General features: G+C 65.5%; 26 protein-coding genes and 1 pseudogene. 13 read left to right on the top strand and 14 right to left on the bottom strand.

Going from position 1 to position 25,414, the window contains the following annotated elements; translation table 11 throughout:
* Window positions 1-71: 71 nt before the first annotated feature.
* The gene (locus tag AmiPiv_RS12820) at window positions 72-1,319 is read right to left on the bottom strand and encodes an MFS transporter (protein ID WP_340037854.1); all 1,248 of its coding nucleotides are present in this window, start codon (window positions 1,317-1,319) and stop codon (window positions 72-74) included.
* A gap of 78 nt (window positions 1,320-1,397) precedes the next feature.
* Window positions 1,398-1,589 (bottom strand): DUF1192 domain-containing protein, encoded by a 192-nt coding sequence (locus AmiPiv_RS12815; protein WP_340037853.1) that lies wholly within the window; start codon window positions 1,587-1,589, stop codon window positions 1,398-1,400.
* 115 nt (window positions 1,590-1,704) lie between these two features.
* Here AmiPiv_RS12815 and AmiPiv_RS12810 point away from each other — a divergent pair, with 115 nt between their 5' ends.
* Entirely contained in the window at window positions 1,705-2,715 is a 1,011-nt protein-coding gene (locus tag AmiPiv_RS12810; protein ID WP_340037852.1) for an NAD(P)H-quinone oxidoreductase, read from the top strand.
* A 34-nt stretch (window positions 2,716-2,749) separates the two neighbouring features.
* Here AmiPiv_RS12810 and AmiPiv_RS12805 read toward each other — a convergent pair whose 3' ends face one another.
* Together AmiPiv_RS12805 and AmiPiv_RS12800 are read right to left on the bottom strand one after the other, a co-directional pair.
* Window positions 2,750-3,040, bottom strand: a complete 291-nt coding sequence (locus tag AmiPiv_RS12805) for a hypothetical protein (RefSeq protein ID WP_340037851.1) — start codon at window positions 3,038-3,040, stop codon at window positions 2,750-2,752.
* A gap of 871 nt (window positions 3,041-3,911) precedes the next feature.
* On the bottom strand, window positions 3,912-6,359 hold the full coding sequence (locus tag AmiPiv_RS12800; RefSeq protein ID WP_340037850.1) for a hypothetical protein: 2,448 nt from the start codon (window positions 6,357-6,359) through the stop codon (window positions 3,912-3,914).
* Between the two features lie 463 nt (window positions 6,360-6,822).
* On the opposite strand from AmiPiv_RS12800, the gene AmiPiv_RS12795 reads away from it, so the two are divergent.
* From AmiPiv_RS12795 to AmiPiv_RS12780, 4 genes are all read left to right on the top strand, one after another.
* Window positions 6,823-8,571, top strand: a complete 1,749-nt coding sequence (locus tag AmiPiv_RS12795; protein ID WP_340037849.1) for a sensor histidine kinase — start codon at window positions 6,823-6,825, stop codon at window positions 8,569-8,571.
* A gap of 3 nt (window positions 8,572-8,574) precedes the next feature.
* Window positions 8,575-9,159: a response regulator transcription factor gene (locus AmiPiv_RS12790; RefSeq protein WP_340037848.1), complete on the top strand. Its 585-nt coding sequence runs from the start codon at window positions 8,575-8,577 to the stop codon at window positions 9,157-9,159.
* Between the two features lie 122 nt (window positions 9,160-9,281).
* On the top strand, window positions 9,282-9,770 hold the full coding sequence (locus tag AmiPiv_RS12785) for a GlcG/HbpS family heme-binding protein (RefSeq protein ID WP_340037847.1): 489 nt from the start codon (window positions 9,282-9,284) through the stop codon (window positions 9,768-9,770).
* A 250-nt stretch (window positions 9,771-10,020) separates the two neighbouring features.
* Window positions 10,021-10,725 (top strand): DUF1013 domain-containing protein, encoded by a 705-nt coding sequence (locus AmiPiv_RS12780; RefSeq protein ID WP_340037846.1) that lies wholly within the window; start codon window positions 10,021-10,023, stop codon window positions 10,723-10,725.
* Window positions 10,726-10,834: 109 nt separating this feature from the next.
* Here the strand turns inward: AmiPiv_RS12780 and AmiPiv_RS12775 are convergent, their stop codons facing one another.
* Complete coding sequence (locus tag AmiPiv_RS12775; RefSeq protein WP_340037845.1) at window positions 10,835-11,263, bottom strand: GFA family protein; 429 nt, start codon at window positions 11,261-11,263, stop codon at window positions 10,835-10,837.
* A gap of 172 nt (window positions 11,264-11,435) precedes the next feature.
* Here AmiPiv_RS12775 and AmiPiv_RS12770 point away from each other — a divergent pair, with 172 nt between their 5' ends.
* Both AmiPiv_RS12770 and AmiPiv_RS12765 read left to right on the top strand, forming a co-directional pair.
* Window positions 11,436-11,693 carry a type II toxin-antitoxin system RelB/DinJ family antitoxin gene (locus AmiPiv_RS12770; RefSeq protein WP_340037844.1) on the top strand — a complete coding sequence of 86 codons (258 nt, stop codon included), beginning with the start codon at window positions 11,436-11,438 and terminating at the stop codon, window positions 11,691-11,693.
* Window positions 11,690-11,965 (top strand): annotated as a pseudogene (locus AmiPiv_RS12765) (type II toxin-antitoxin system YafQ family toxin). The gene AmiPiv_RS12770 and the pseudogene AmiPiv_RS12765 overlap by 4 nt, the downstream one beginning before the upstream one ends.
* Before the next feature lie 10 nt (window positions 11,966-11,975).
* On the opposite strand, the gene AmiPiv_RS12760 reads toward AmiPiv_RS12765, so the two are convergent.
* From AmiPiv_RS12760 to AmiPiv_RS12740, 5 genes are all read right to left on the bottom strand, one after another.
* The gene (locus AmiPiv_RS12760) at window positions 11,976-12,689 is read right to left on the bottom strand and encodes a helix-turn-helix transcriptional regulator (RefSeq protein WP_340037843.1); all 714 of its coding nucleotides are present in this window, start codon (window positions 12,687-12,689) and stop codon (window positions 11,976-11,978) included.
* Window positions 12,690-12,804: 115 nt separating this feature from the next.
* Window positions 12,805-13,212 (bottom strand): hypothetical protein, encoded by a 408-nt coding sequence (locus AmiPiv_RS12755; protein WP_340037842.1) that lies wholly within the window; start codon window positions 13,210-13,212, stop codon window positions 12,805-12,807.
* A gap of 70 nt (window positions 13,213-13,282) precedes the next feature.
* Window positions 13,283-13,873, bottom strand: a complete 591-nt coding sequence (locus AmiPiv_RS12750; protein WP_340037841.1) for a DJ-1/PfpI family protein — start codon at window positions 13,871-13,873, stop codon at window positions 13,283-13,285.
* A 20-nt stretch (window positions 13,874-13,893) separates the two neighbouring features.
* Window positions 13,894-14,064, bottom strand: a complete 171-nt coding sequence (locus AmiPiv_RS12745) for a hypothetical protein (RefSeq protein WP_340037840.1) — start codon at window positions 14,062-14,064, stop codon at window positions 13,894-13,896.
* Between the two features lie 315 nt (window positions 14,065-14,379).
* The gene (locus tag AmiPiv_RS12740; protein WP_340037839.1) at window positions 14,380-14,547 is read right to left on the bottom strand and encodes an SDR family oxidoreductase; all 168 of its coding nucleotides are present in this window, start codon (window positions 14,545-14,547) and stop codon (window positions 14,380-14,382) included.
* Between the two features lie 187 nt (window positions 14,548-14,734).
* On the opposite strand from AmiPiv_RS12740, the gene AmiPiv_RS12735 reads away from it, so the two are divergent.
* Entirely contained in the window at window positions 14,735-15,931 is a 1,197-nt protein-coding gene (locus AmiPiv_RS12735) for a phosphoglycerate kinase (RefSeq protein ID WP_340037838.1), read from the top strand.
* Window positions 15,932-16,225: 294 nt separating this feature from the next.
* Window positions 16,226-17,251: a class I fructose-bisphosphate aldolase gene (locus tag AmiPiv_RS12730; RefSeq protein WP_340037837.1), complete on the top strand. Its 1,026-nt coding sequence runs from the start codon at window positions 16,226-16,228 to the stop codon at window positions 17,249-17,251.
* Between the two features lie 55 nt (window positions 17,252-17,306).
* Here the strand turns inward: AmiPiv_RS12730 and AmiPiv_RS12725 are convergent, their stop codons facing one another.
* A complete protein-coding gene (locus tag AmiPiv_RS12725) occupies window positions 17,307-17,831 on the bottom strand; it encodes a hypothetical protein (protein ID WP_340037836.1) in 525 nt (174 codons plus the stop codon).
* Between the two features lie 297 nt (window positions 17,832-18,128).
* On the opposite strand from AmiPiv_RS12725, the gene AmiPiv_RS12720 reads away from it, so the two are divergent.
* Together AmiPiv_RS12720 and AmiPiv_RS12715 are read left to right on the top strand one after the other, a co-directional pair.
* Window positions 18,129-18,812, top strand: coding sequence for a hypothetical protein (locus AmiPiv_RS12720; RefSeq protein ID WP_340037835.1), 684 nt, complete (start codon window positions 18,129-18,131; stop codon window positions 18,810-18,812).
* A 360-nt stretch (window positions 18,813-19,172) separates the two neighbouring features.
* Window positions 19,173-19,988, top strand: coding sequence for an FkbM family methyltransferase (locus AmiPiv_RS12715; protein ID WP_340037834.1), 816 nt, complete (start codon window positions 19,173-19,175; stop codon window positions 19,986-19,988).
* Between the two features lie 22 nt (window positions 19,989-20,010).
* On the opposite strand, the gene AmiPiv_RS12710 is transcribed toward AmiPiv_RS12715, so the two are convergent.
* A complete protein-coding gene (locus AmiPiv_RS12710; RefSeq protein WP_340037833.1) occupies window positions 20,011-20,169 on the bottom strand; it encodes a hypothetical protein in 159 nt (52 codons plus the stop codon).
* A gap of 241 nt (window positions 20,170-20,410) precedes the next feature.
* On the opposite strand from AmiPiv_RS12710, the gene AmiPiv_RS12705 reads away from it, so the two are divergent.
* Together AmiPiv_RS12705 and AmiPiv_RS12700 are read left to right on the top strand one after the other, a co-directional pair.
* Window positions 20,411-22,318, top strand: a complete 1,908-nt coding sequence (locus tag AmiPiv_RS12705; RefSeq protein ID WP_340037832.1) for a propionyl-CoA synthetase — start codon at window positions 20,411-20,413, stop codon at window positions 22,316-22,318.
* A gap of 179 nt (window positions 22,319-22,497) precedes the next feature.
* Window positions 22,498-24,234 carry an alpha/beta hydrolase gene (locus tag AmiPiv_RS12700; protein ID WP_340037831.1) on the top strand — a complete coding sequence of 579 codons (1,737 nt, stop codon included), beginning with the start codon at window positions 22,498-22,500 and terminating at the stop codon, window positions 24,232-24,234.
* A gap of 40 nt (window positions 24,235-24,274) precedes the next feature.
* Here the strand turns inward: AmiPiv_RS12700 and ybaK are convergent, their stop codons facing one another.
* Both ybaK and AmiPiv_RS12690 read right to left on the bottom strand, forming a co-directional pair.
* Entirely contained in the window at window positions 24,275-24,748 is a 474-nt protein-coding gene (gene ybaK, locus AmiPiv_RS12695; protein WP_340037830.1) for a Cys-tRNA(Pro) deacylase, read from the bottom strand.
* Window positions 24,749-24,810: 62 nt separating this feature from the next.
* On the bottom strand, window positions 24,811-25,284 hold the full coding sequence (locus AmiPiv_RS12690; protein ID WP_340038103.1) for a VOC family protein: 474 nt from the start codon (window positions 25,282-25,284) through the stop codon (window positions 24,811-24,813).
* Window positions 25,285-25,414 lie beyond the last annotated feature (130 nt).

The following is a 25,414-nucleotide window of genomic DNA, read 5'->3' as shown; positions in this document are numbered from 1 at the left end:
AAACCTCAACCGAGAGTCGCAATCGGATGTATGTTCGCCGGGCCGCGGCCCGACCTCATGGCGGCAGTCGGTCAGTCCTGCAGCTCGGGTTTCTGACGCGGATCGAGACGCAGCGATTCGGGCGTCGCCGAACGGTCGGCGGGCAGCGTCTTGAAGGCTTCGCGCTCCTCGATCGGCACGGGCGCGCGGCGGCGGATGCGCAGCGCGGTATAGCCTGCGAGCGCGAAATGCGCGGCCGCGGTGGCCAGGAACAGGGCCTCCGGCCGCATCATGTCCATCAGGCCTGCGCCGAGCATCGGCCCGACCATGGTGCCGAAGCCGTAGAGCAGCAGCAGGCCGCCGGAAACCTTGACGAAATCCTCCGGCTTGGCGTGGTCGTTGGCATGCGCCACCGCCAGCGAATAGAGCGTGTAGGCGAAGGCGCCGTAGCAGGCGGTCATGAAGATGACGAAGGCGCCGGAGCGCGGGGCGACGAGGAAGATGAGCGTGGCGGCGACGGCCGAGGCGAGCGAGGCGCCGATCAGCACGTAGCGGCGGTCGGTACGGTCGGAGATCTTGCCGACAGGGATCTGCAGTGCCGCACCGGCAACCACCACCAGGCTCATCATCAGCGCGATCTGGGGCGTCGAGATGCCGATGCGGGCGCCATAGACCGCGCCCAGCGTGCCCCAGTCGCCATTGGCGACGCCGATCAGGAAGCAGGCGACCGAGGCGACCGGCGAGTTGGCGTAGAGTCCCTTGAGGTCGAGCGACACGTCCTGCAGCGGCTTGGGGTGCGCCGCGCTCGACACCGCCGTCGGGATCAGCGACAGGCAGAACAGGATGCCCGTGACCATGAACAGCGACGCGCTTTTGACGTCGCCGCCGGCGACCATCATCTGGCCTGCCATGATCGAGGCATAGGTCACCATCATGTAGAGACCGAAGACGGTGCCGCGGTTCTCGTTGGTGGCGCGCTCGTTGAGCCAGCTCTCGATTACCATGAAGGCGCCGGCCATGACGAAGCCGGTGAAGGCGCGCAGCAGGATCCAGACATATTCGTTGACGATCAGGCCGGTGAGAAGGGCGACGATCGCCGCGGAGGCCGCAAAGGTGCCGAAGGCACGCACGTGGCCGGCGCGGCGCACGACGCGCGGGGCGAAAAAGCAGCCGGCGACGAAGCCGCCCGCCCAGGCCGTGCCCATCAGGCCGAGTGCCGCGGTGGAAAAGCCCTCCTCCTGGCCGCGAAGCGGGAGCAGAAGGCCGTGCAGGCCCGAAGCGGCGAGGAGAAAGGCCGTGCCGCGGAGCAGCGAGAGAATCGGCCTGTAGGCTGCGAGCATCGGTCTGTCCCACCAAGAATCAGTTTGTGCCGGATCGTGAAGACAGCCCCATTAGGGCATTTCGGCGGCGGCGATGTGTCAGCGCTTGAACAGCGCCTCGGCGGCCGACTTGGTCGTGCCCTTGGCGGCAAGCTCGGCCTCGAGCCGGACGATCTCGGCCTTGAGCAGGCCGATGCGGTCGTTGAGCTCGCCGACCGACAGGAGCGACAGCTCCTGGCCGATCTCGTGGGCGAGGGGCTTCTTCTTGGGTTCGTCGTCGAAGAGCGCCATCTGATGCCTCCATCCGCGGACAGGCGTTTGCCTGATTTGCCAATCAGAATACATAGTGCGGGCAAGGACATGCAAATGCCGGCGCGAGCCGGACGGAACGGAGACCAGAAACGACATGGCCAACGCTGCCAGACTTCCGGAGAAGATGCTCGCGGTGGCGATCACCCAGCCAGGCGGGCCGAGGGTGCTCAAGGCGGAAAAGCGCGACCTGCCGGAGCCGGGCGCCGGCGAGATCCTGATTAGGGTGCACGCGGCGGGGGTCAACCGGCCGGACGTGCTGCAGCGCAAGGGCGCCTATCCCGCGCCGCCCGGCGCCTCGGACCTGCCGGGCCTCGAAGTGTCGGGCGAGGTGGCCGCACTCGGCGCGGGCGTTTCGCGCTGGCGCCTGGGCGACCAGGTCTGCGCGCTGACGCCGGGCGGCGGCTATGCCGAATATGCCAGGGTGCACGAAACCAACGCGCTGCCGATACCGGCGGGCTTCACCTTCACGGAAGCCGCGGCGCTGCCGGAGACCTTCTTCACGGTCTGGCACAACGTGTTCGAGCGCGGCGCCCTCAAGGCCGGCGAAACGCTCTTGGTGCATGGTGGCACGTCGGGCATCGGCACGACGGCGATCCAGCTGGCCTCGGCCTTCGGCGCCTATGTGATCGCCACCGCCGGCTCGGACGAAAAATGTGCTGCCTGCCTGAAGCTCGGGGCGGACCGGGCGATCAACTACAAGACCGAGGACTTCGTCCAGGCGGTGAAGGACGCCACCGACGGCAAGGGCGCCAACGTCATCCTCGACATGGTCGGCGGCGACTATGTCGGACGCAACTACAATGCCGCGGCGGTCGACGGGCGCATCGTCCAGATCGCCACCCAGGGCGGGGCGGTGGCAAGCGCCGACTTCTCCAGGCTGATGGTCAAGCGGCTCACCCATACCGGCTCGACGCTGAGGCCACGCACCACCGAGTTCAAGGCCGGCATCGCGGCGGCACTCGAGGCGCAGGTGTGGCCGCTGCTCGCCGTGCGCCGCGTCGCCCCGGTGATGGACATGATCTTCCCGCTCCGGGAAGCCTGGCGGGCGCATGAACGCATGGAGGAGGGCGAGCACATCGGCAAGATCGTGCTCGACGTCGGCTAGGCGCCGGCCGCCGCGGCGGTCTTGCGCCCACCCGTCAGCGCCAGCCATTGGCGAGCTGGAGCGCGAACATCAGCATGCCGACGACGCGGCGCTCGGCCTCGCGGCTGAACGGCATGCCGCAGAGGCGCGAGCGGCCCATGGTCGGCGAGGCGCGGCAGCGGCCAAAGCTGCGGCATTCGCGCCGCGGGCAGTTCTGGTGCGCGCCGTCCTGGGTGGCGGCGATCGACAAGGCCAGCGCGATCGCGTTGTGCAGGCTGAGCGGGGCGGGGCGGCCGCCGATCTCGATGTCGGGGATGGGCTCTTTCTGGGGGCGTTTCCTGGTCATGGCTTGCTGCTCCTGATCGGGCCGCCCGGGTGGCTGATGGGCCGCGGGCCGGCCGGGTTGATGGGTTTTGCTTGGGGGGCGAAAATGCGGGCGCGCGAAAACGGCCCCGCGCCAAGAAAAAAGGCCGGGTCGTGCCGGGAAAGCGGACGCATGGCTTTGCGTCGTCTTGATGCTAGTGCGTGACGCTTGGCCATGCGTCCGCCGGCGCTCTTGCCCCGCTCAGTCGCCCCGATGCGTTCGCACCGGCGGCCGCCGCAAGGCCCGGGCCTGGGGGCTCATCACCCAGCGGAGGCACCGTCTCCCCCCGCCGACCCGGACGCCGCCGCCCTCCCCTGGCATCCGGTTCATGACCCGGGTTCCCGCGAGGGCGATGCGGAGGATTATCCATGAGGGTGAAAGGGGCGTGGAAAAGAAAATTTTTCGATTAACGGGACGGTTGTCGTGCGTGGCTTGAGAAATGCAGCCATTTCAATGGGGTGGCTTGGCCGGCGAGAGTTGCCTCGGGGCTGCTTCAGGAAAAAGCTATCCACGTCCTGACGGGTGCGCCTTGGCGCTGAGAAGTCGACGGTGGCGATAGCGCTGCCATTCGCAGCCCCGGCCAGTGCGAGGGGCAGACTGCTGGCAGCAGATGCTCAGACCTAGCTCATGGAATGACGGGCTTGCGCCCGAGTTACAGCCGTTCAGGCAAGCTTCACCTTCGCACAAAAGCGGACATTGCTGCCGAAATCGCCGAACGACCGCTGAGCGCCTGCCGGTTATCGTGCCTGGTGCATTGCAAGTACCTGCTGCAACGAAACAGTGTGCGGGCAGAATTTATATCGCAAACGTGGGTTTTGAGAATAATGCCTCCCCGTGTCCCTTCGATTCTCCACTAACGTTTCTTCCAAACAGGCTTGGGCTTGAACGGCTTCTTATCAATCACGCCTTTGACGACATTGAAGCCATCTTCTTGCAGTCGCAGCACTGCGGGGAAATCGAAGTATTTTGCGTTGATGTTTGCCAAGTGCCATTGGCTTTCAAGGTAGTCTCTGAACTCCGTCGCGCGCTTGTATCTATCTGCGATCTCAAACGAGGGAGCCAAGTTCGATATCAAAGATCGACAGTCTTCATCGAATATCGGCGTATCGGTTGATGTTGCGTCCAAGAACGAAAATGCCCCCATCCAATGCTTCACATGATAAATCCCAACCGAAGTTGCTCTGAAATGAAACTGATCCGGCAACTGATTTTCGGGGACTTTCAGCTCTCGGAAGTGGGCGTAAGGCGTCTCGATGAGGCGTTTCGCTGCCAGTCGCCTCAAGGCATTCCGCGTCTGGTCTTCGATGAAGCCGAGACGTAGCATTTCCGCAACTATGAACTCGCCCAATACGAAGCCGTCGCTGTCCTTCTCGCCGATGTTGGAGCTCAAGTAAGAGACGATGAGAGAAGCGAGGAAATGTTCACGAGCATCCGCCGTTGAGACGTCAAAAACGTTCTGGGCGACGAGAGAGGATTGCGCATTGAAATAGGCGTACTCACCGAGCAGAGCATGTTTGGTGAATTCGTGGAGAGGAACCTTATAGCCGCCCGTCTCCTGTTCAATTCTTACGATTTTTTGAGAATCAACATTTGGACTTCCACAGAACGACGTGATCAGTTCTATGACAGAGCGCGTGTTGCCAGAACTAATGTTGCTCAAGAATTGCTGTATTGCTTGATTCGACCGAACCGAGCGCAGCGTCGCATTGAGGAAAGCTACGACACTGCCGAGTTGAAGCCTAATGCCCTCCAGTTTGCCGGGGTTCTCCTTCCCCTCCGCTACGCGGACCGCGAATGTCAGGCGGCGTTGCACAACCTCGTCGGCCGGTGGCGGAGAAATCGTCAGAATCTTGTTTTGGTAGCCTGAGAGTGCGCCAGTGGTTTTGGAGTCATAGAAAGTGCTTGGCCGTAGTGCGATGAAAATTAGCAAGTTCCGCCAAGACGCCAGCTCCTGGGAGATAAGAAACGCTTCCTGCTGGACGGCTATTCCTCGCTGGTCGGCATTATCCATAACAATGATGATTTGTTTGCCACGACCGCGCACGATGTGACCAAGCGCCGCCATCAGGTGATTGTCCTGTTGCGCAATTTTCGTTGACAAAAACTCGATCTTTTCTTTCTCATAAGCTATTAGATCAACGGCCTTAAGTCTACCCTTGACGCTGTCATCGAATGCGTGAAGCTCTTCATAGTAGATCGAGTCGACGAACGCTGAAGAGTTGATATCAATGCCGTACTTTTTCCTGAGAACCGCCGGAATCTCCGCAAGCACAAACGTTTTCACGTCCTTGGAAAGATTGGCTTTGATGCCGAGATTGATGTGGATGAAATAGGTGTTTGCTTTTTCGCCGACGTCCATTCTTTCGAAAAGATTCTCGAAGAACGAAGTTTTTCCAACACCCACGTCACCCAACACCACCACCGGACGTGAACTCGCACTCCCCAACACCGAAGTTTCATCAATGGCGCTTGGGGTGACTCCGTTACCGCTTGCGCGTTTGTATCGCGCGGAAATGATTTGCTTGCTAAGCAGAAGATGGCGATTGTTAGCTTCAATTGGTACGTAGCAATCGCGGTAGAAGGCGGACTTGAGGTCGGGATTGTCTTCAATCTCTTCTAGCAGAAGTCCTGACAGGTCGCGTAGATTTTCTTGGAAAAGACTTCTGTAGCGATGCCTCATCGGCTCGGGAATAACTATCGAAGCCTTCTCTGGTATCCTAGGGTTGCGATGAATTGCTATGTCTCTGTACGCTCGATTTTCAGAGATTCCTTCCGGCGACAACAGCGTCCACATGAGTGAGAAGTTGGACAGATAGGTCTCAAACCCGTTGAATAGGAAGCATTCGCCGTCGAGTGGTGATTGACCGGGAATCATTGCTTGGAAGATTGCCAACTGGGGGCCGTTGCATACGATGGCTACCTGCGCGCCAAGAAGGGAGCAGTATGGGATGACTTGGTGTACAGCCTCCCTGAACTCTGGAGACGCTTTCATAAGAGGTTCGAGTTTGCGGACCAAGGTTGGCTTGCCTACAGGGAGGTCGCCGAATGCCTTCGCCTCGCGTTTCGCTTCCAACACTGCCTTTGGCGGATGCCCGAGCACGTAATCTGCCTTCCCGCCAATACCGTCTTGTACCTCAACTCGGATATTTGGCTTTTCCCAACCCAGACATTCGGTGAAGAGGCGATCAACAAATTGGAATCGGTTTTCGGCTTCATTCCAATGGGAGCTGTCAGGCGGGAAAGTCGATATAATCGACCGTAGCCGCTCTTCTCCTTCGCTTAACTCGAACGGTGCTTGCATTTGTCCCCCATGTGCGCGCGCTGCCGGAAAATGATGTGCTGAAATTCGCGTGCGTGGTGAGCCATATTAGCGTGATGTTCAATCTCTACCAACGTCACCGCTACCCAACAGCCAATGATCGAATGGGTGCGTGCCATACCCAACGCGTTGAGGAATTTGGAGCCTTTGCTCGATGTCTACCCAAATTTCCGGCGTCTGTTCTTCGGATCGCTCAAGACGGTGATCGCGCGATTGCAAAGCTACAGTGGGTACTGCCCAACGCACCATAGGGCTTTCTTCCAGACATGGTGCGGGTCGCAGGGTCGGCGTTCACGATCCCCCTTGACATCATCCTTGGGTTGGCTTCGTGGCATGTGTGTTCAAAGCGATCAGTCTGCTTCCGGCCCCGAACCAGTTGCTCCGTTCCTTTCGGATTGGTCCTCGACTATGGTGGCGCCGAGTTCTGGCCCAACATTGATCCCACGTGACCTCACCCCTCTCCAATCCCCGCCTCCTCGGCCTCACGCTCTGGCTCGCCGCACTCGTGGCGTTCGTCGCCGTGTCCGTCGAGACGTCGCGGACGCGGATGGCGGACGAGCTGGAGGTGACGGGACGGACCCTGCACCGGCTGATCTCGCAGCGCGTGGCACAGCATGACGCGCACTTGACCAGCCTGATCGCCTTGTCGAGCGGGGCCGAGCCCGCGCCGCCAGGGGCGATCCGGCAGGTGATGGAAAGCATCACGCGCTTCTATCCGCGCATCGCCTGGCTGGCGCTGGTTTCGCTCGACCCGGTGGCCGGTTCGGGCGGCGCAGCCGGAGCGCAAGGGGCGGCGAGCGGCGCCGGTGGCGGGGCGCAGGGATCGGACGCCGGCGGATCGCAGCCGGCAGGCGTTTCGGGGCAGGCGGGGGCCGAGGGGAGCGGGGCATCTCAGCCGGCGGGCGTGGGCGGCGCGCAAGGGTCGCAGGCCGAAGGTGATGGAGCCGGCGGGCCGGTCGTGGTGCGCGACGTGGTGACGGTGCCGCCGGGCGGCGGCGTCGACCTCGCGCCGCTGGCTCAACAGATCGCGGCGCAGGTGCGCGGCAAGGCGAGCATCTATCCGGCGGGCGAGGGGCGCTATCTGCTCGCCAAGCGCGCCTCGGGGACCTCGCACCTGGCGGTGGTTCTCCTGATCGACGCGGCGCAGCTTCTGGTGCCCGAGGAGCGGCCGGCCTGGGCGCATCTCGAGCTCAGCCTCGACGGCGAGGTTCTTGTGGAGCAGCCGGCGGAGCCCGGCCTGGGGCTCGGGGTTTCGTGGCTGGCCGTGCCGCATTTCCAAAAGGTGATCGACGGCGAGGGGCAGCGGCTTCTGCTTTCGCTCGACCGGGCGCTGCCGCTGGCGGCACTCGTGCCGCCGGAACGGTTCCTCGGCTTTGCCGCGGTGGCGGGGATTTTGACGCTGGTGCTGGTGTTCGCGCTCGGGCAGCGGGCGGCGGTGCGGCGCTCCGAGCTTGCGGCGCGCGAGGCCGAGGAGCGGCTTGCCGTGCAGGAGCGGGAGACGCGGCTGGCGCATGCCTCGCGCGTCAACGCCATGGGCGAGCTGGCCTCGGGCATCGCGCACGAGCTGACGCAGCCGCTGACCGCGCTGCTCAGCCGCAGCCAGGCGGCGCTCAGGCTGGCGCGTGCGGACAAGCCGGACATGGCGATGATCTCGGGGGCGCTCGACGTCAACGTGCGCGAGGCCAAGCGCGCCGGCGAGATGCTGAGGCGGATGCGCGACTATGCCTCCAACAAGGCGCCGGAGCGGGCGCGGCAGGACCTCAACGCCATCGTCGCCGAGGTGGTGGCGCTGACCCGCACCGACCTCGAGCGGCGGCAGGTGGCGCTGGTGCTGGAGCTCGGCGAGCCGGCGCCGCATGCGGTGGTCGACGCGATCGAGATGGAGCAGGTGCTGCACAACCTGATCCGCAACGCGGCGGAGGCGACAGGCGCCGGCGGGACGGTGACGGTGGCGACGCGGGCCGTGGGGCGCGAGGCGAGGCTTACGGTCGGCGACGACGGGCCGGGGATCGCGGCGGAGGTGCTGCCAAAACTGTTCACGCCGTTCTTCACCACCAAGGCCGACGGCATGGGGCTGGGGCTGTCCTTGTGCGCGTCGCTGGTGGAGCGGGTGGACGGGCGCATCGAGGCGGAGAACGTCGCGCCGCGCGGGGCGCGGTTCACGATATCGCTGCCGCTGGCCGGGGAGAGGTAGGGCATGCACAGGGTCTATCTGGTCGACGACGACGAGGCGGTGCGCGAGGCGCTGGCGTTCCTGCTCTCGACCTACGGGATCGCGGCGGAGACCTTTGGCGACCCGGCGACGTTCCTCGCGCATGTCGACGAGGACAGGCCGGGCGTGCTGGTGGTGGACCTGCGCATGCCGCTGGTGTCGGGGCTGCAGCTGCACCAGAAGCTCGCCGAGCGCGGCATCGACTGGCCGACGATCATGATCACCGGCCATGGCGACGTCGCCGCCTGCCGGCGCGCCTTCAAGGCCGGCATCCAGGATTTCCTCACCAAGCCGATCGACGGCGAGGTGCTGGTCGACGCGCTGCAGCAGGCATTTTTGAGCCTCGACGCCGGGCTGGAGAAGCGCGAGGCGCGGGTGCTGCTGGCAAAACTGACGGAGCGCGAGCGCGAGGTGCTCGACATGGTGGCGCGCGGCTGGGCGAGCAAGGAGATCGCGGCAGCGCTCGAGGTCTCGGCGCGGACCATCGACGCGCACCGGGCCAAGATCGCCGAGAAGCTGGGCACCAGCTCGGTGGCCGAGCAGGTGCGGCTGGCGCTGACGGGAAAGTAGGTAATCCTACCTAGGCCGGGTGGTGGCATCGCGGATTCTGCCGCGGCGGCGATTTGGGTAGTTCTGATCCCGGACAAGCGAAACGCTTTCTCCCGAGACATCATCAGGACAGGAACCCAGTCATGATCAAGAGCATCCTCCTTGCAGCCGCCGCCACCGTCGCCGTCACCGGTGCCGCTTCCGCCCAGGTGCTGACCGAGAAGAACATTTCTTCCGGCCTCGCCGTCGAGATCGCCCAGCGCGCAGTGCAGGCATGTGCTGCCGACAAGTACAACGTGACCGCCGCCGTGGTCGACCGCGCCGGCGTGCTGCGGGCGCTGGTCCGCGCCGACAATGCCGGCACCCACACGGTCTCGGCCGCCCAGGACAAGGCCTTCACCTCGGCCTCGTCGCGCACGCCGACCTCGAAGATGGCCGAGAACGTGCAGAAGAACCCCGGCGCTGCCGGCCTCGTCGACATCGACGGCTTCCTGGTGCTGGCCGGCGGCATGCCGATCAAGGCCGGCGACGCGGTGATCGGCGCCATCGGCGTCGGCGGCGCGCCGGGCGGCAACTTCGACGAAGCCTGCGCGGTCAAGGCGATCGAGGCGGTCGCCGACCAGCTGAAGTAACGGCTTCGCCGGCAACGGTCCCGCCGGCGATCATGCCCCGCTTCCGGAATGTCCGGAAGCGGGGCTTTTTGCGTCGGCCCAGGCCCGGGACCAGGCCGGAAAAGGCCGGCCTTGCGGTCGGTCGGCGGCTCCGGCCAAAGTCGTTGCGGATCGGGGCGAATGCGTCTATATACGGGCCGAATTTCCCAACTTGGTGGTCTTTATCCACCGCCCGCGCGAGGGACGCGGGCGAACGAAGAGGATATCTCGCATGGCCAATACGCTGCTTATGCCCAAGGCGACCGCCGTCTGGCTGGTCGACAACACGGCGCTGTCGTTCGACCAGATCGCGCAGTTCTGCTCGCTGCACCCGCTCGAGGTGAAGGCGATCGCGGACGGCGAATCGGCGCAGGGCATCAAGGGCATGGACCCGGTCATCACCGGCCAGCTCAGCCGCGCCGAGATCGCCAAGGGCGAGGCCGACATCAACCATCGCCTGAAGCTGTCGGAGCCGAAGGTGCGGGTGCCCGAGACCAAGCGCAAGGGCCCGCGCTACACGCCGCTGTCCAAGCGCCAGGATCGCCCGAACGCCATCTACTGGCTGGTCAAGAACCATCCCGAGCTCAAGGACGCGCAGGTCTCGCGCCTGGTCGGCACGACCAAGGCGACGATCGAGCAGATCCGCGAGCGCAAGCACTGGAACATCGCGCAGCTGACGCCGATGGACCCGGTGGCGCTCGGCCTGTGCTCGCAGATCGACCTCGACATCGAGGTGCAGCGCGCCTCGCGCGGCCGCGAGGCGCCGGCGCCTGTCGGCGACACCCTGCTGCCCGCCGCGCTGACCGAGCGCCTGACGCCGCAGGAAGCAGCGCCGAAGGACGAGGAGAAGGAACTCGACGCCAACGCCGTCTTCGCCAAGCTCTCGGCGCTCAAGTCGAAGAAGACCGACGACGAGGAAGACGAAGACAAGTTCTGAGCGGCTGGTGCCGTTCGCAACGAAAAGGGCCCCGCACTGCGGGGCCTTTTTGCGTTGGGAGTAGTGAGTAGGGCAGAGGCGCCAAACTCACTGCCCTACTGCCCTGAAACTACTGCCCTGAAGCCACGAACCGCAGCGTGCCGGCGACGCGCGGGCCTCCCGCGTGGTCGGAGGGATGGTTGACGCCGTCCATGACCGGGACCTCGGCGAAATCGAAGGGGCTGACGTCGGCGAGGACGGCGGCGTTGACGCCGTACTGGTTGGGATTCGAGCGGCGCTGGTGGTGGGTGTAGATGCCGCATTTCGAGCAGAAATAGTGCTTCGCCGACATGGTGTTGAACTGGTAGATGGTGAGCGCGTCGGCACCTGACAGCACGTCGACGCCGCCGAGGTCGGCGGAGACCGCGACCGCGCCCTTCATCCGGCAATAGGAGCACGTGCAGCGCCGCGCAGAATTGAGCCCGTCCGACAGCCTGACGCGCAAGCGCACCGTGCCGCAATGGCAGGCGCCGTCTATTTCCTTGATGTCCATGTTCATGGGTGGATGTCTCGTTGCGCAACGGGGCGAGCTTGATCGCCGGCCAATCGCTTCTCAAGCGTCAGCCGACGATTTTTGATGGACCTGATCGATCCAGCGCGGGACTTCTGGAGCGCAGTCTTGCGGAAGCAAGTGTGCGTGGCTACATTGTAGCTACAATGGAGTTCAGTAAATGGCTACGGAAACGGTTGTTCGCGCTCGCATCGATGCAGCGACCAAGGAGCAGGCGACCGAGGCGCTTGCGTCCATGGGGCTGTCGGTGTCGGATGCAATTCGATTGTTGTTGATGCGTGTGGCCGCGGACAAGGAGTTTCCCTTTCCAGTGAAAGTGCCCAACGCGACGACCCGCAAGGCGATGACCGAACTCGAAGAAGGCAAGGGCAAGCGGCTGTCCTCGGCAGATGAGTTGTTCAAGGATCTCGGCATCTGATCCTGACGCCGGTCCGCTCCTCGCAGTTCCGGCGGGACGTCAAGCGGATCGAGAAGCGCGGCAAGGACATGGCGAAGCTGCGCGAAGTGCTGACAATTCTGCTGGAAGGCACAGAACTCCCTGACCGCTAACGGGGTCATCCGCTCAAAGGCGACTGGAAGGGCTACCGGGATGCGCACATCGAGCCCGACTGGCTGCTGATCTACCGCGTCGTCGGCGAAGAGTTGCAGCTGGCGCGCACCGGTTCCCACGCCGACCTATTCCAGGAATGAGCAAAAATTCTCATCCGCGCGAGCTGCGGTCGGTTCCAAAAGTCTCGCTGCGCTCGACGCTACGGTAGTAGTCCACCAAAAGCTTGCCGCGCTCGGGCTTGAAGGTGCGGCCGGCCGAGGTGACGGCGGAGATGCGGTCGATGCGGAAAGCACGGAAATCGTCGCGCATCTCGCACCAGGCGATCAGGGTCCAGACCTTGCCCCAGAACCACAGCCCGAGCGGGCGGATGTCGCGGGCCGAGCCGCGCCCGGCCTCGTCGTTGTAGTCGAGGCGCAGCACCTGGCGCTTCTCGACGGCGCGCTCGATCAGGTCGATGGCCTCGCGGTCGGCGTCCGAGACCACCCACATCGGCGTGTGGATCTCGGTGCGGGCGATGCGGTCCCTTTCGCTGTCCGGCAGGACGGCGCCGATCTTGACCAGCGCCTCGTCGGCGGCCCGGGCCATGGCCGCTCCACCGAAGGCGCGGACCATGCGGGCGCCGGCAACAAGGGCAACGATCTCGTCACGCGTGAACATCAGCGGCGGAAGGTCGAAACCCTCCCTCATGATGTAGCCCACACCAGCCTCGCCATCGATCGGCACGCCCGTCGACTGCAGGTCGGCGATGTCGCGGTAGATCGTGCGCTCGGACACCTCGAGCCAGGCACCCAGCTTCTGCGCGGTGACCAACCGGCCGCCGCGGAGATGCTGCACGATCTGGAAAAGCCTGTCGGCTCGTCTCATGCAAGTCCCTCGAAATCCGGGACGTCGCGCGCTTTGGATCGCGTCGCAATGACGTCCGACGTCATTTTCCATCGCATCGTGGTTCCGACGGTCCGCCGCGACCGCAGGCGATGCGCTATTCCGGCAGGCCCTCGCGCCGGCGCTGGGCAGCGCCGAAAGCCTGGCCAAAAGACAGTCTGCCCGTGGTGGGCGTCGTCTTGTCGAGCACGCGCCAGAAGGGCGTGATGTCACGCAAGCCTGCACCGCGCTCGACGTCTTCGTTGGCGGCTTCCGCCACCGTTCTCAGGTGGTAGCCGATGGTCACCGGACAGGTGACCTCGGCACCGTGGCATCGGGCCAACTCCCGCCGCAGGGTCCGTACGTCGAGATGCACACCCTGCGGAATGGTGCGGATGAAGTCGTCGACCTGCCGCGCGGTGGGCACCAGCATGCTTTGCCCCTCGACGACATCCGAAAAGCTGCGCGGCGACGGCTTGATGCCGTTGATGCCTTTCGTGTTCAGCCTTTCGGTCCAAGTCTTCACCCCATTCCTCCTGCGGGCATGGCGAGACATTGCGAGTGTATCATCGCACAGGCCTCCTGACAGCATAGTGTCAGGAGCGTGCGGAAAACTCGCGCGCGAACATCGCCCGCATCTGGCCGAATTGTTCTTTGTTTTCCGGCAGTAACGCCTCGAGGACGGCGATCGCGAAGGTGCCCGGGGCCGAGCCCGGGGCGGAGACGATCCTGCCATCGGCGACCGCATGCGGCACGTCCCGGTAGCCGGAAGCGCCGGCATAGCCGGGCTCGTGGCCAAGGATCCAGTCGCGGCCGTTGGAGGTGTGGGAGACACCTTCGAACAGGCCGGCGCGCGCCAGCGCCAGCGTGCCGCCGCAGATGCCGGCGACCACGCCGCCGCGTTCCGCCACCGCGCGAAGCAGCGGCGCAACGTCCGGCGCATCCTCGGCCGCCCAGCCGTCGGAACCGATGACGGCGATGGCGTCGAGGTCGCCGTTATAGGCAGGATCGGCGCTGCGGTCGGCGACAAGCTTGACGCCGCCGATCGAGGTCAGCGGCGATGCGTGCGGCGAAAGCGACACCGTGCGCAGACCGAACCACTCGACCGCCGAGGCCGCCAGCAGGCCGTATTCCCAGTCGGCATAACCCTCGATGAACAGCAGCCCGATGGTCCTGGTGGCGGTCATTGGATTTCCTTCCCTGCGTGTCAGTTGCTGTCGCCGCGCCGGCCGAAACGGTCGGGCCAGCCGATGTCCTTGCGGATGTCGTCCGGAAGCGAGTTCATGAAGCGCTCGGTGCGAATCTCATTGTGGATGGTCCTGATCTTGCCCGCATAGTGCCTGACCGCGCGGAAGATATCGGGTGTGAACGTGCTCATGGCTATCCTCCTTGTCTCTTACCGGAGGACTATCTCACACCCCTCCTGACAGCAGTCTGTCAGGAGGGGTGTGCCGGGATTCAGGTGAGGCCGGCCTGCAAACGGCGGCCCCCTGCGCTTCCGGTACTCGCGTACCTGAACGTACGCTCCGTTCCGGTTCTCGGGGGCCGCCATTTTCGACTCGGCCTGACCTGAATCCCGGTACACCCCGGAGCGCTTCCGCCTTTCTTCGAATCTTGGAAACGCTCCATCTCCTTGTTTTGACGCAATTCCGGACGAAAAACCGCTGCGCACTTTTCCTGGAATTGCCCTTGCTCAGGCTTTGATGGGCACCATGTAGTTGAGCGCCAGCCGCCCGCCATCGGCGAAAATCGTCTGGCCGGTGATGTACCTGGCGTCATCGGAAGCCAGGAATGCGGCGACGGCGGCGATTTCCTCCGGCTCGCCGATGCGCGCGCGGGGGGGGGCGGTCCGCCGCCGCACGAGTACTTGCGGCTCTCACCCAAGCACCCCCACCCTTTATCCCTCTCCACAAGGGGGAGGGAGGGCATCGATGCCGCGCTTCTCCGGCACACAACCGCACTATTTTCCACCCGCGCCGCCGCGCAAACCTTGCATCCGCGGCGTCGCTGGGTATGGTCCGCGCCATCTCTAAGGGAAAGGGAACCCCATGGCCGGCTTCAAGACACTCGACACCATCGGCAACGTCAGCGGCAAGCGGGTTCTGGTCCGCGTCGACCTCAACGTGCCGGTTGCCGACGGCAAGGTGACGGACGCGACCCGCATCGAGCGCGTGGCGCCGACCATCACGGAACTCGCCGGCAAGGGCGCCAAGGTGATCCTGCTCGCGCATTTCGGCCGCCCGAAGGAAGGTCCGGACCCGGCCCTGTCGCTGGCGCCCATCGCCACCGCCACCGCCGAGGTGATCGGCCGGCCCGTGGCATTCGCCGCCGACTGCATCGGCGAGAGGGCCGAGGCTGCCGTCGGCGCGATGAAGGACGGCGACATCCTGCTTCTCGAAAACACCCGCTTCTACAAGGCCGAGGAGAAGAACGACCCGGCCTTCGTCGAGAAGCTTGCCGCCAATGGCGACATCTTCGTCAACGACGCGTTTTCGGCCGCCCACCGCGCGCATGCCTCGACCGAAGGCCTCGCCCACAAGCTGCCGGCCTATGCCGGGCGCACCATGCAGGCCGAGCTCGAGGCGCTGGAGAAGGGCCTCGGCAAGCCGGTCAAGCCGGTGGTCGCCATCGTCGGCGGCGCCAAGGTCTCGACCAAGATCGACCTGCTGATGAACCTGGTGAAGAAGGTCGACGCGCTGGTGATCGGTGGCGGCATGGCCAACACCTTCCTCGCCGCGCGCGGCACCAATGTCGGCAAGTCGCTCGCCGAACACGATCTCGCCGCCACGGCCAAGCAGATCATGATCGAGGCGGCGCAGGCCGGCTGCGCCATCGTGCTGCCGTCGGACGGCGTGGTCGCCCGCGAGTTCAAGGCGGGTGCCGCCAACGAGACGGTGGCGATCGACGCGGTGCCGGCGGACGGCATGATCCTCGACGTCGGCGCCAAGACCGTGGCCTCGATCAACGACTGGATCGACCGCGCCGCCACGCTGGTGTGGAACGGTCCGCTCGGCGCCTTCGAGATCGAGCCCTTCGACAGGGCGACGGTGGCCGCGGCGAAGCACGCGGCGGCCCGCACCAAGGCGGGCAAGCTCGTCTCGGTCGCCGGCGGCGGCGACACGGTGGCGGCACTCAACCACGCCGGCGTGGCCGACGACTTCTCTTACGTCTCCACCGCCGGCGGCGCCTTCCTCGAATGGATGGAAGGCAAGGAGCTGCCGGGCGTGGAAGTGCTCAAGGCCTGAGCCGCGGCGCCTCCTTCCCGCGAGGGTTTATCTCCAGCACGCCGCGCCTCCCAATCGGGGATGCGCGGCGTTCTAACATGTTGATTCTGTGTCCTCAGCCGTCTTGGCGGACTGTGTTCAGGGCCGGTCGCCACACGTGTGGCACCGCCGATAACCTTTGGCGCGTTGCCGGTCTCATTCGTGATCCTTGCTAAACCGATTGAAAAAATTTCAATCGGTTTTAGGCTTCCCGGCGGCATTCCGTTCGGGAAAACCATCTGCTATGCGCCCCGTCATCATTCAGGAGGTACTTGTATGAGCGAACGTCTCGAGGACATCGCCGTCGCCATGGTGGCGAACGGCAAGGGAATTCTGGCTGCGGACGAAAGCTCCGGCACCATCAAGAAGCGTTTCGACGTCATCGGCGTCGAGTCGACGGCCGACAGCCGCCGCGACTATCGCGAGATGATGTTCCGCACCAAGGAGGCGATGACCAAGTACATCTCCGGCGTCATCCTCTACGACGAGACCATTCGCCAGAACGCAGCCGACGGCACGCCGCTGGTCGAGCTGATCAAGGCCGCCGGCGCCATCCCCGGCATCAAGGTCGACGCCGGCGCCAAGGCGATCGTCAACTTCCCCGGCGACACCATCACCGAAGGCCTCGACGGCCTGCGCGAGCGCCTGGCCGACTACTACAGGCTCGGCGCCCGCTTCGCCAAATGGCGCGCGGTGATCGACATCGACACCGGCAGGAACGTGCCGTCGGCCTACTCGATCTCTGCCAACACCCAGGCGCTCGCCCGCTATGCGGCGCTGTGCCAGGAAGCCGGCATCGTGCCGATCGTCGAGCCGGAAGTGCTGATGGACGGCGCCCACGACATCGACACCTGCTACGACGTCACCAAGGCGACGCTGGTCAAGCTCTATGACGAGCTCTACGCCGCGCGGGTGAAGCTCGAGGGCACGATCCTGAAGCCGAACATGGTCATCTCGGGCAAGAAGGCCGCCAGGCAGGCCAGCGCCGAGGAGATCGCCGAAAAGACCATCAGGCTGTTCCGCGAGACGGTGCCGGCCGCGGTGCCGGGCATCGCCTTCCTGTCGGGCGGCCAGTCCGACGAGGAGGCTACCGCCAACCTCAACGCCATCAACGCCATCGGCCCGCATCCGTGGAAGCTGACCTTCTCCTACGGCCGCGCGCTGCAGGCAGCCCCGCAGAAGGCATGGTCGGGCAAGGCCGAGAACCTCGGCGCCGGCCAGGCTGCCTTCACCCACCGCGCCCACATGAACCACCTGGCCGCGCTCGGCCAGTGGAAGTCGGCGCTGGAAAAGGCGGCGTAAGCCATGCCGTCAGGCAAGAATGCGAAAAGCCCCGGAGCGATCCGGGGCTTTTTTCTTACTGGTCTTGTTCGGCTTGAGGGCCGAACGCCCCCTCATCCGGCCGCTTCGCGGCCAGCTTCTCCGCGTCGGGGAGAAGAGCAGGGCTTGCCGGCGCGACCGCCTCATTGCGCCAGTAAAGCCGATAGGCCGTCGCCATGGCCGCCGCATATTGCGCCGCCACCGCCAGTTGCTGCGCCACCGAGGGCGTCCAGATCTTGCCGAGCGTCATCGCCCCCAGCACGCCCGCGAACATCCAGAACACCGGGCGCTGCTGGTAGGTGGCGAGCGTCAAGTCGCAGACCAGCCTGGCCGACCACACGCCCGCGGCGGCGCCGAGCAGGGCGGCTGCGACGCGCACGACATTGGGCCGGGTGCCCCACAAAAGCAGGGCGACCGCATCGGGAAAGACGTCCGCGCCGATCATGACCACGCTGACGACCGCGTAGTGGACGAGCGTGTAGGTCACCAGCGCGACGACCATGGCCGCCGCCGTCTCGGCCCCGAGGGGGATCTTGACCTCGCGGTCCGCTTCCATCGTCATCTTCGGTCCAGGATATTCCCAAGCAGTTTTGGATGGCCGGCCTTGGCCGGGGCGCGAGGCCCCCGCCACCCGCCATGGCGTTGGTCACCCTTCAAGCGCCACCAAAGCACCGGGCGCGCGCGCTGCCAAGCGCCTCTTGCGTTCGACCCCAACCTTCGCGCGGCCGCCGTCGCCGTCCGGGGCTGCGGCGTCCATGCCGAACCGGCGGTCCGGGCTTGTGATTTCGAGGGATGCGCCATATAGTTGCATAAATATAGTACTGCTACTGTTGATTGAGCTGGATCGGCGGGGCCGGCAATGACGACGAGACTGAATGCTTTCGCCTATGGCGCGTTCGGCGGAACGTTGCCCACCATCGCCAACATGGCGAGCACCTATGTGGCGGCCCCGTCCACCAACCTGCCGGAAATCGGGCTCTATCTCGGCGTGCTGCTGTGGGCCATCGTCGGCGGCGGCGTGGCGCTGACCAATACCAGCTACGAGGCGAGGCAGGCCATCTTTGCCGGGGTCGCCGCACCGGCCATCCTGGTGAACATCGTCGCGGGTGCGACGGGCAAGCAGGTGGAGGGTGCCCAGCTGGAGCTCTTTTCGTCGGCCTACGCGCAGACGGCCGACGGCGCCAATGTCCTGCTCGACGCCCTGTCGACGCCGAAGGTGGTGGTGTCGCCGACCGTCAAGGGCGGCATCCCAAAAAGCGTTTCGCTGGCGGTTTCTGCCGAGGTGACGAAGGACGGCCAGACCGAGATCGTCGACATCGGCGCGATCAAGGATCTCGGCTCGGAGACGACGCTTGTGGTGCCGCCCGGGACATCCCAGGTGCTCATCGACGGGAAACCGGTGTCGACGACCGGCGAGCTGACGACGATCGACCTTTCGGTGACGACCGCCCCGTCCGCCGGCGGCGACCTGTTGTGGGCGCTGGGCGCGCCGCGACGCTTCTCGATCGAGCAGCTCGACGTGACACAGGGCGAGGTAAGGTGACCGGTCTCGCCGGTCGCGTGCGAGGCGTCCCGGCATCTGTCCCGTTCCGGCACAGCTCCGGCTGGCATGTTCCGTGCACGGCAAGGTTTGCCGGTCACTGCCGGTCCTGATTTGTCTCAAGATCAGGGATGGACTCGCCGGAGTTGGGACGGGGTTTGGCTCCGGCGGGCTCCATCATCCCCAGGCAAGGCAATCGCGAACGCCTGCAAGATCGGCCCCAAAACGGCCGAACCGGCCCCGATCGCGGGTTCCCCAGCATCCAGAATTCAGCCCTCCGGACCGTCACCACCGTCGAAGTTGGTAGCCGCGTCTGCCACGCGGCAGATTGAAGCGCATGTTTTCCGGCACATAGGGTGTGCCATGACGATCAGGAGCCTGCTCATCAAGGGACATCAGGTCGATGGTCTCGTCCGCGCCATCGGCTTGAGGAAGTCTGCGTCGGTACTGCTGCGCCGGGCACTGCGCCTGCCTTCGCCGGTCAATGCCTTCCATCAGGATCACCTGCTCAGCATCAGGCCCCTGGACAGCGACCTGTTCGTCGTGTCGCAGATTTTCGGCAACCAGGAATACGAGATCGGCGGTGAGGGCAGGGACGCGCTCAACCGGCTCGCGAGGCTGTGGCGGCAGGGCGGATCGACGCCGGTCATCGTCGATGCGGGAGCCAATGTCGGCTACTCGACGATCTACCTTCGCGATCGCTATCCGGAGGCCGTCGTCGCTGCGGTCGAGCCCGATCCCCAGGCTTACGAAATGCTGATCTCGAACTGTGCCGGACTGGACCGGATCGTGCCCTTCCATGGCGCACTTTGGGATCGCGACGGCGAAGTCGCGCTCCGCATGAACGACGGTCCGTCCTGGTCGAGAGGCGTTCTGGACGGAGGGGGCGTGTCTTCGATCACGCTTCGCAGCCTGCTTGCCAGGATACCGCGAGCGCGACTGCTGATGCTGAAGATGGACATCGAAGGAGCGGAACTCGAGGCGACGCGCGACTGCGGCGAGCTGCTTTGCGATACGCCCTGCATCGTCATCGAGCCGCACGACTTCATGCTGCCCGGCCGGGGCTGCCTGAGCCATGTCTTTGCATCGCTGGCCGGCAGGAAGATCGACAGCCTGATGAACGGCGAGAAGCTGATACTGATAGAGTCGGATCTGCTGGCATCGGCAAAGGCGTCGTAGGCCCCAACCTGCCGGGCTCCTCCTAGCCATGCCCCAGAAGTGCGGTCGCGGAGATTGCCGCGAGCGCCAGCACCGCCAGCTTCCAGAAATCGCGGCGCTGCCTGAGGCCCGGCAGGCCGAGAGGCTTGATGAGCTGGATCGCCATGATGGCGAGGATGATGAGCGACAGCGCCTTCGACATATCCGCCCTTTGAGCAATTCGGCGCGCACCTGTCAAAGCATGGCGTGGCATCTGCTATTGTGCGCTACGGTTTTGGAACAGCGGCCGTGCACGGAAGCGCGTCGAAATCCGCGCCGAAACGGGCTTTGCGGCCCTGCCGTTCAACCAAGGTCAAATGGACGTCCCGAGAGCGAAGACGGTAGAAATTCAGCCAACAAAGAAGAAGCCCGCAGGGGCAAAAACATCCTGGGAAGGAGACGCCATGTCATCTCGCTATCACGAGGTCTATGACGGTTGGGTTCGGGACCCCGAGGGCTTCTGGGCCGAAGCGGCGCGCGACATCGACTGGTTCAAGCCCTGGGACAAGGTCTTCGATGCCGATGGCGGCGTCTACGGCCGCTGGTTTGCCGGTGCCGAATGCAACACCTGCCACAACGCGCTCGACCGCCACGTCGCTGCCGGCCGCGCCGACCAGGTGGCGCTGATCCACGACAGCCCGATCACCGGCACGCAGAAAAAGTTCACCTATGCGGAGCTGCTCGCCGAGGTGAACGCGCTGGCAGCCGTGCTGCGCGACCAGGGCGTCCAGAAAGGCGACCGCGTCATCATCTACATGCCGATGGTGGCGGAAGCCGCCGTCGCCATGCTCGCCTGCGCGCGGCTCGGCGCCGTCCACTCGGTCGTGTTCGGCGGCTTTGCCGCCAAGGAACTCGCCACCCGCATCGACGACGCCACGCCGAAATACATCATCTCCGCCTCCTGCGGCATCGAGCCGGGCCGCGTCGTGGCCTACAAGCCGCTGCTGGACGCGGCGATCGAGCTTTCCGGCCACAAGCCCGACGGCTGCCTGATCCTGCAGCGGCCGCAGCTGGCTTGCGACCTCGTCGCCGGCCGCGACGTCGACTATGCCGAGGCTGTGGGGGCGGCGCGCGCCGCAGGCCGCACCGTCGCGTGCGTGCCGGTGGCCGCCACCGACCCGCTCTACGTGCTCTATACCTCCGGCACCACCGGCCAGCCCAAGGGCGTAGTGCGCGACAATGGCGGCCACATGGTCGCGCTCAAATGGTCGATGGAGAACGAATTCGGCGTCAGGCCGGGCGAGGTCTTCTGGGCGGCCTCCGACGTCGGCTGGGTCGTCGGCCATTCCTACATCGTCTATGGCCCGCTGCTGCACGGCGCCACCACCATCCTGTTCGAGGGCAAGCCGGTGGGCACGCCCGATGCCGGGACATTCTGGCGTGTCATTTCGGAACATGGGGTGGTCGCCCTGTTCACCGCTCCCACCGCCTTCCGCGCCATCAAGAAGGAGGACCCGCAGGGCCTGTTCGTGCCGCAATACGACCTCGCGAAGTTCCGCACGCTGTTCCTCGCCGGCGAGCGCGCCGACCCCGAGACGATCAAATGGGCCGAGCAGAAGCTCAAGGTGCCGGTCGTCGACCACTGGTGGCAGACCGAGACGGGCCATCCGATCTCGCAGAACCCGGCCGGGCTCGGCCTGCTGCCGGTCAAGTACGGCTCGCCCTGCGTGCCGATGCCGGGTTACGACGTGCGCGTGCTCGACGATGCCGGCCATGAGGTCGGGCACGGCACGCTCGGCAACGTGGTGGTGAAGCTGCCGTTGCCGCCCGGCTGCCTGCCGACGCTGTGGAATGCCGACGAGCGCTTCTTCAATGCCTATCTCGCGGAGTTCCCCGGCTACTACAAGACGGCGGATGCCGGCTACATCGACGACGACGGCTATCTGTTCATCATGGCCCGCACCGACGACATCATCAACGTCGCCGGCCACCGCCTGTCGACCGGCGGCATGGAGGAGGTGGTCGCCGAGCACCCAGACGTCGCCGAATGCGCCGTCATCGGCATCGCCGACGCCATGAAGGGACAGGTGCCCTGCGGCTTCATCGTGCTGAACTCGGGCGTCGCCCGCGACACCACTCTGATCGAGAAGGAGGTCGTCGGCCTGGTGCGCGACCGCATCGGCCCGGTCGCCGCCTTCAAGATGGTGGTCACCATCAAGCGCCTGCCCAAGACGCGGTCCGGAAAAATCCTGCGCGGCACGATGCAGAAGATCGCCGACCGCGAGGCGTGGAAGATGCCGGCGACCATCGACGATCCGGCCATCCTCGACGAGATCACCGACGCGCTGAAGGCGCGGGGGATCGGCGTATAGCGCCCTCGTCGCCTGTGCCAGAAAGCTCGTCATCTTTGCCAATACCGTGCTCGCCAGAAATACCCCGTGGCAAATCCAAAACTAATGGTTGCTCATGGTGAGCCTGTCGAACCACGAGGGCGCTTGGGGCCGAAGTCTGCCGGTCCCCAACCCAGGGGACCGCGGTGGTAGGGGTGCTGATGCTTCCTTCCCACATTTGGACGCTGTGGCATTGCCTGCGCGCCAAGCCCGAGGCAAGTTGCCCCGGACCGGAAACCGGGGCGGATGCGGTGCGCAACTGGACGATCAGATACTGGAACTCGTTCTCGACGACGGGCCTGCTCATCGGCACCCTGTTCTTCGCCTTCTCGCTGACGCCGACGCTGATCCCGCGCAACTATATCACCCAGGGCGTGCTTTCGGGCTGTTCGGCTGCGGCGGGCTACGGCATCGGCTTCTTCCTGCGCTGGCTGTGGCGCTATCTCGAACTGCCCGAACTCGAGGCGCGCACGCTGAGGCTCGGCAAGCTCGCCGCGGCCTTCGCCTGCGGTATCGTCGGGCTGATCTTCCTCTGGCGCGCGGCCGAGTGGCAGAACTCGATCCGCGTCGTCATGGGGCTCGACCCCCTCGACACCGCCCACCCGCTCGAGGTCGGCGGCATCGCGCTGATCACCTTCGCGGTGATCGTGGCGCTTGCCCGGCTGTTCAAGCTGACGCTGGTGTTCATCTCCGAGCGGCTGCGCCGCTACGTGCCGACGCGCGTCTCCTACGTCATCGGCACCACGCTCTCGGTGCTGCTGTTCTGGTCGGTGGCCGACGGGGTGATCTTCCGCTACGCGCTGCGCGCCGCCGACAGCTCGTTCCAGCGGCTCGACGCGCTGATGCCGCCCGAGACGGAGCAGCCCGCCGACCCGGGCAAGACCGGCAGTGCCGGCTCGCTGGTGCACTGGCAGGACCTCGGCCGCATGGGCCGCTCCTACATCGCCAGCGCGCCGACGGCCGCGCAGATCGAGGCCGTCACCGGCCGGCCGGCGAAGGAGCCGATCCGGGTCTATGTCGGGCTGCAATCGGCGGAGACGCCGCAGCAGCGCGCCCGCCTCGCCTTCGAGGAACTGAAGCGGGCCGGCGGCTTCGACCGCGCAGCACTCGTCATCATCACGCCGACCGGCACGGGCTGGGTCGACGAGCAGGGAATCGATCCGGTCGAGTTCCTGCATGACGGCGACATCGCCAGTGTCGCCGCGCAATATTCCTATCTGGCGAGCTGGCTGTCGCTGCTGGTCGAACCGGGCTACGGCGCCGAGCAGGCGCGCGCCCTGTTCGCCGAGGTCTACGGCTACTGGCGCACCCTGCCCAAGGACGGGCGCCCGAAGCTCTATCTCTACGGCCTCAGCCTCGGCGCGCTGTCGTCCGAGCTTTCCAACGAACTGTTCGAGGTGCTGGGCGACCCCTACCAGGGCGCGCTGTGGGTGGGACCGCCTTTTCCCAGCCGCATCTGGAACGCGATCACCGCCGACCGCAATCCCGGCACGCCGGCCTGGCTGCCCGAGTTCCGCGACGGCTCCTATGTCCGCTTCACCGCGCAGAAGAACGCGCTCGCCATGCCGGGCGCGACGTGGGGGCCGCTGCGCGTCGTCTACCTGCAATATGCCAGCGACCCGATCACCTTCTTCGACCCGCACGCCTTCTACAGCGAGCCGGACTGGATGAAGGCGCCGCGCGGGCCCGACGTGTCGCCGGACCTGCGCTGGTATCCGGTCGTCACCTTCCTGCAGCTCCTGCTCGACGTCGCCATGGCGACGACGTCGCCGATCGGCCACGGCCACGTCTATGCCGCCGAGCACTATATCGACGCCTGGCTGGAGGTGACCGGCGTGGGTTGGCCGGCCGCGGACGTCGCCCGGCTGAAGCAGCATTTCATCGACGCGCGCAAGTGAGGGCGGGCCACATCCCGCGCCGTAGCCGTCATGGAACTGTCTAGCGGATGAGGTCGGCCGCCCTGGCGCCGAGCGCTGCGATCAGGTCGTCGGGGCGCATGCGGATCTGCAGGCCACGCTGGCCGCCGTTGAGGAAGATCTCGTCCTCCAGCGTCGCCATTTCCTCGACCGCGGTCTGGACCTGCCTGCGCTGGCCGAAGGGGCTGATGCCGCCGACCTTGTAGCCGGTCAGCCGTTCGGCATCGACCGGCTTCATCATCTGCGCCGACCTGGCCCCGAAGGCGGCCGCGACCTTCTTCATGTTGACCTCCTGGTCGGAGGGCACCACCACGCAGGCCGGCTTGCCGTCGACCTCGACCATCAGCGTCTTGAGCACGATTGCCGGCGACACCCCCATCGCCTCCGCCGCCTGCAGCCCGACGCGCTCGGCGCCGGCGTCGTAGTCATAGGTCGCGAGCGCGAACGGAACGCCGGCCTTGGCAAGCATGAGGGTGGCGGGCGTGGTCCTGGACATGCCCTGTTGTGCAACAGGGGCATCGGGCTCCGCAAGGGCGGCGGCGCGTCAAGCCGGGGCCGTCAGCCGCGCCGCGCCGCCTCGATCGCGGCGACGTCGATCTTGCTCATGTCCAACATCGCCTCGAAGGCGCGCTTGGCTTCGTCGCCGCCGACGGCCAGCGCCTCGGTCAGGACGCGCGGCGTGATCTGCCAGGAGACGCCCCATTTGTCCTTGCACCAGCCGCAGGCGCTTTCCTCGCCGCCATTGCCGACGATGGCGTTCCAGTAGCGGTCGGTCTCCTCTTGGTCGTCGGTGGCGATCTGGAACGAGAAGGCCTCGTTGTGCTTGAACATGGGCCCGCCATTGAGGCCGAGGCAGGGGATGCCGGCGACGGTGAATTCGACCGTCAGCACGTCGCCCGCCTTGCCGGACGGGTAGTCGCCGGGAGCGCGGTGGACGGCATGCACCGAGCTGTCGGGAAAGGTCTCGGCATAGAAGCGGGCCGCGGCCTCGGCGTCCTTGTCGTACCACAGGCAGATCGTGTTCTTGGCGATGGCCATGTCCTCGTCCTTTCGTTGCTGGAAGTCCGCTCCCGCCCCGTTTGCCCGCACGCGGTCCGCCTTGACGGTGCGCCCCGGACATAGAATGCACTCGCGCTTCCGGCGTTCCGCCGGCAAGGCCCGA

The organism is Aminobacter sp. Piv2-1, from assembly GCF_037625995.1.
Taxonomy (GTDB): domain Bacteria; phylum Pseudomonadota; class Alphaproteobacteria; order Rhizobiales; family Rhizobiaceae; genus Aminobacter.
This window is presented reverse-complemented; position numbering and strand designations above follow the sequence as displayed.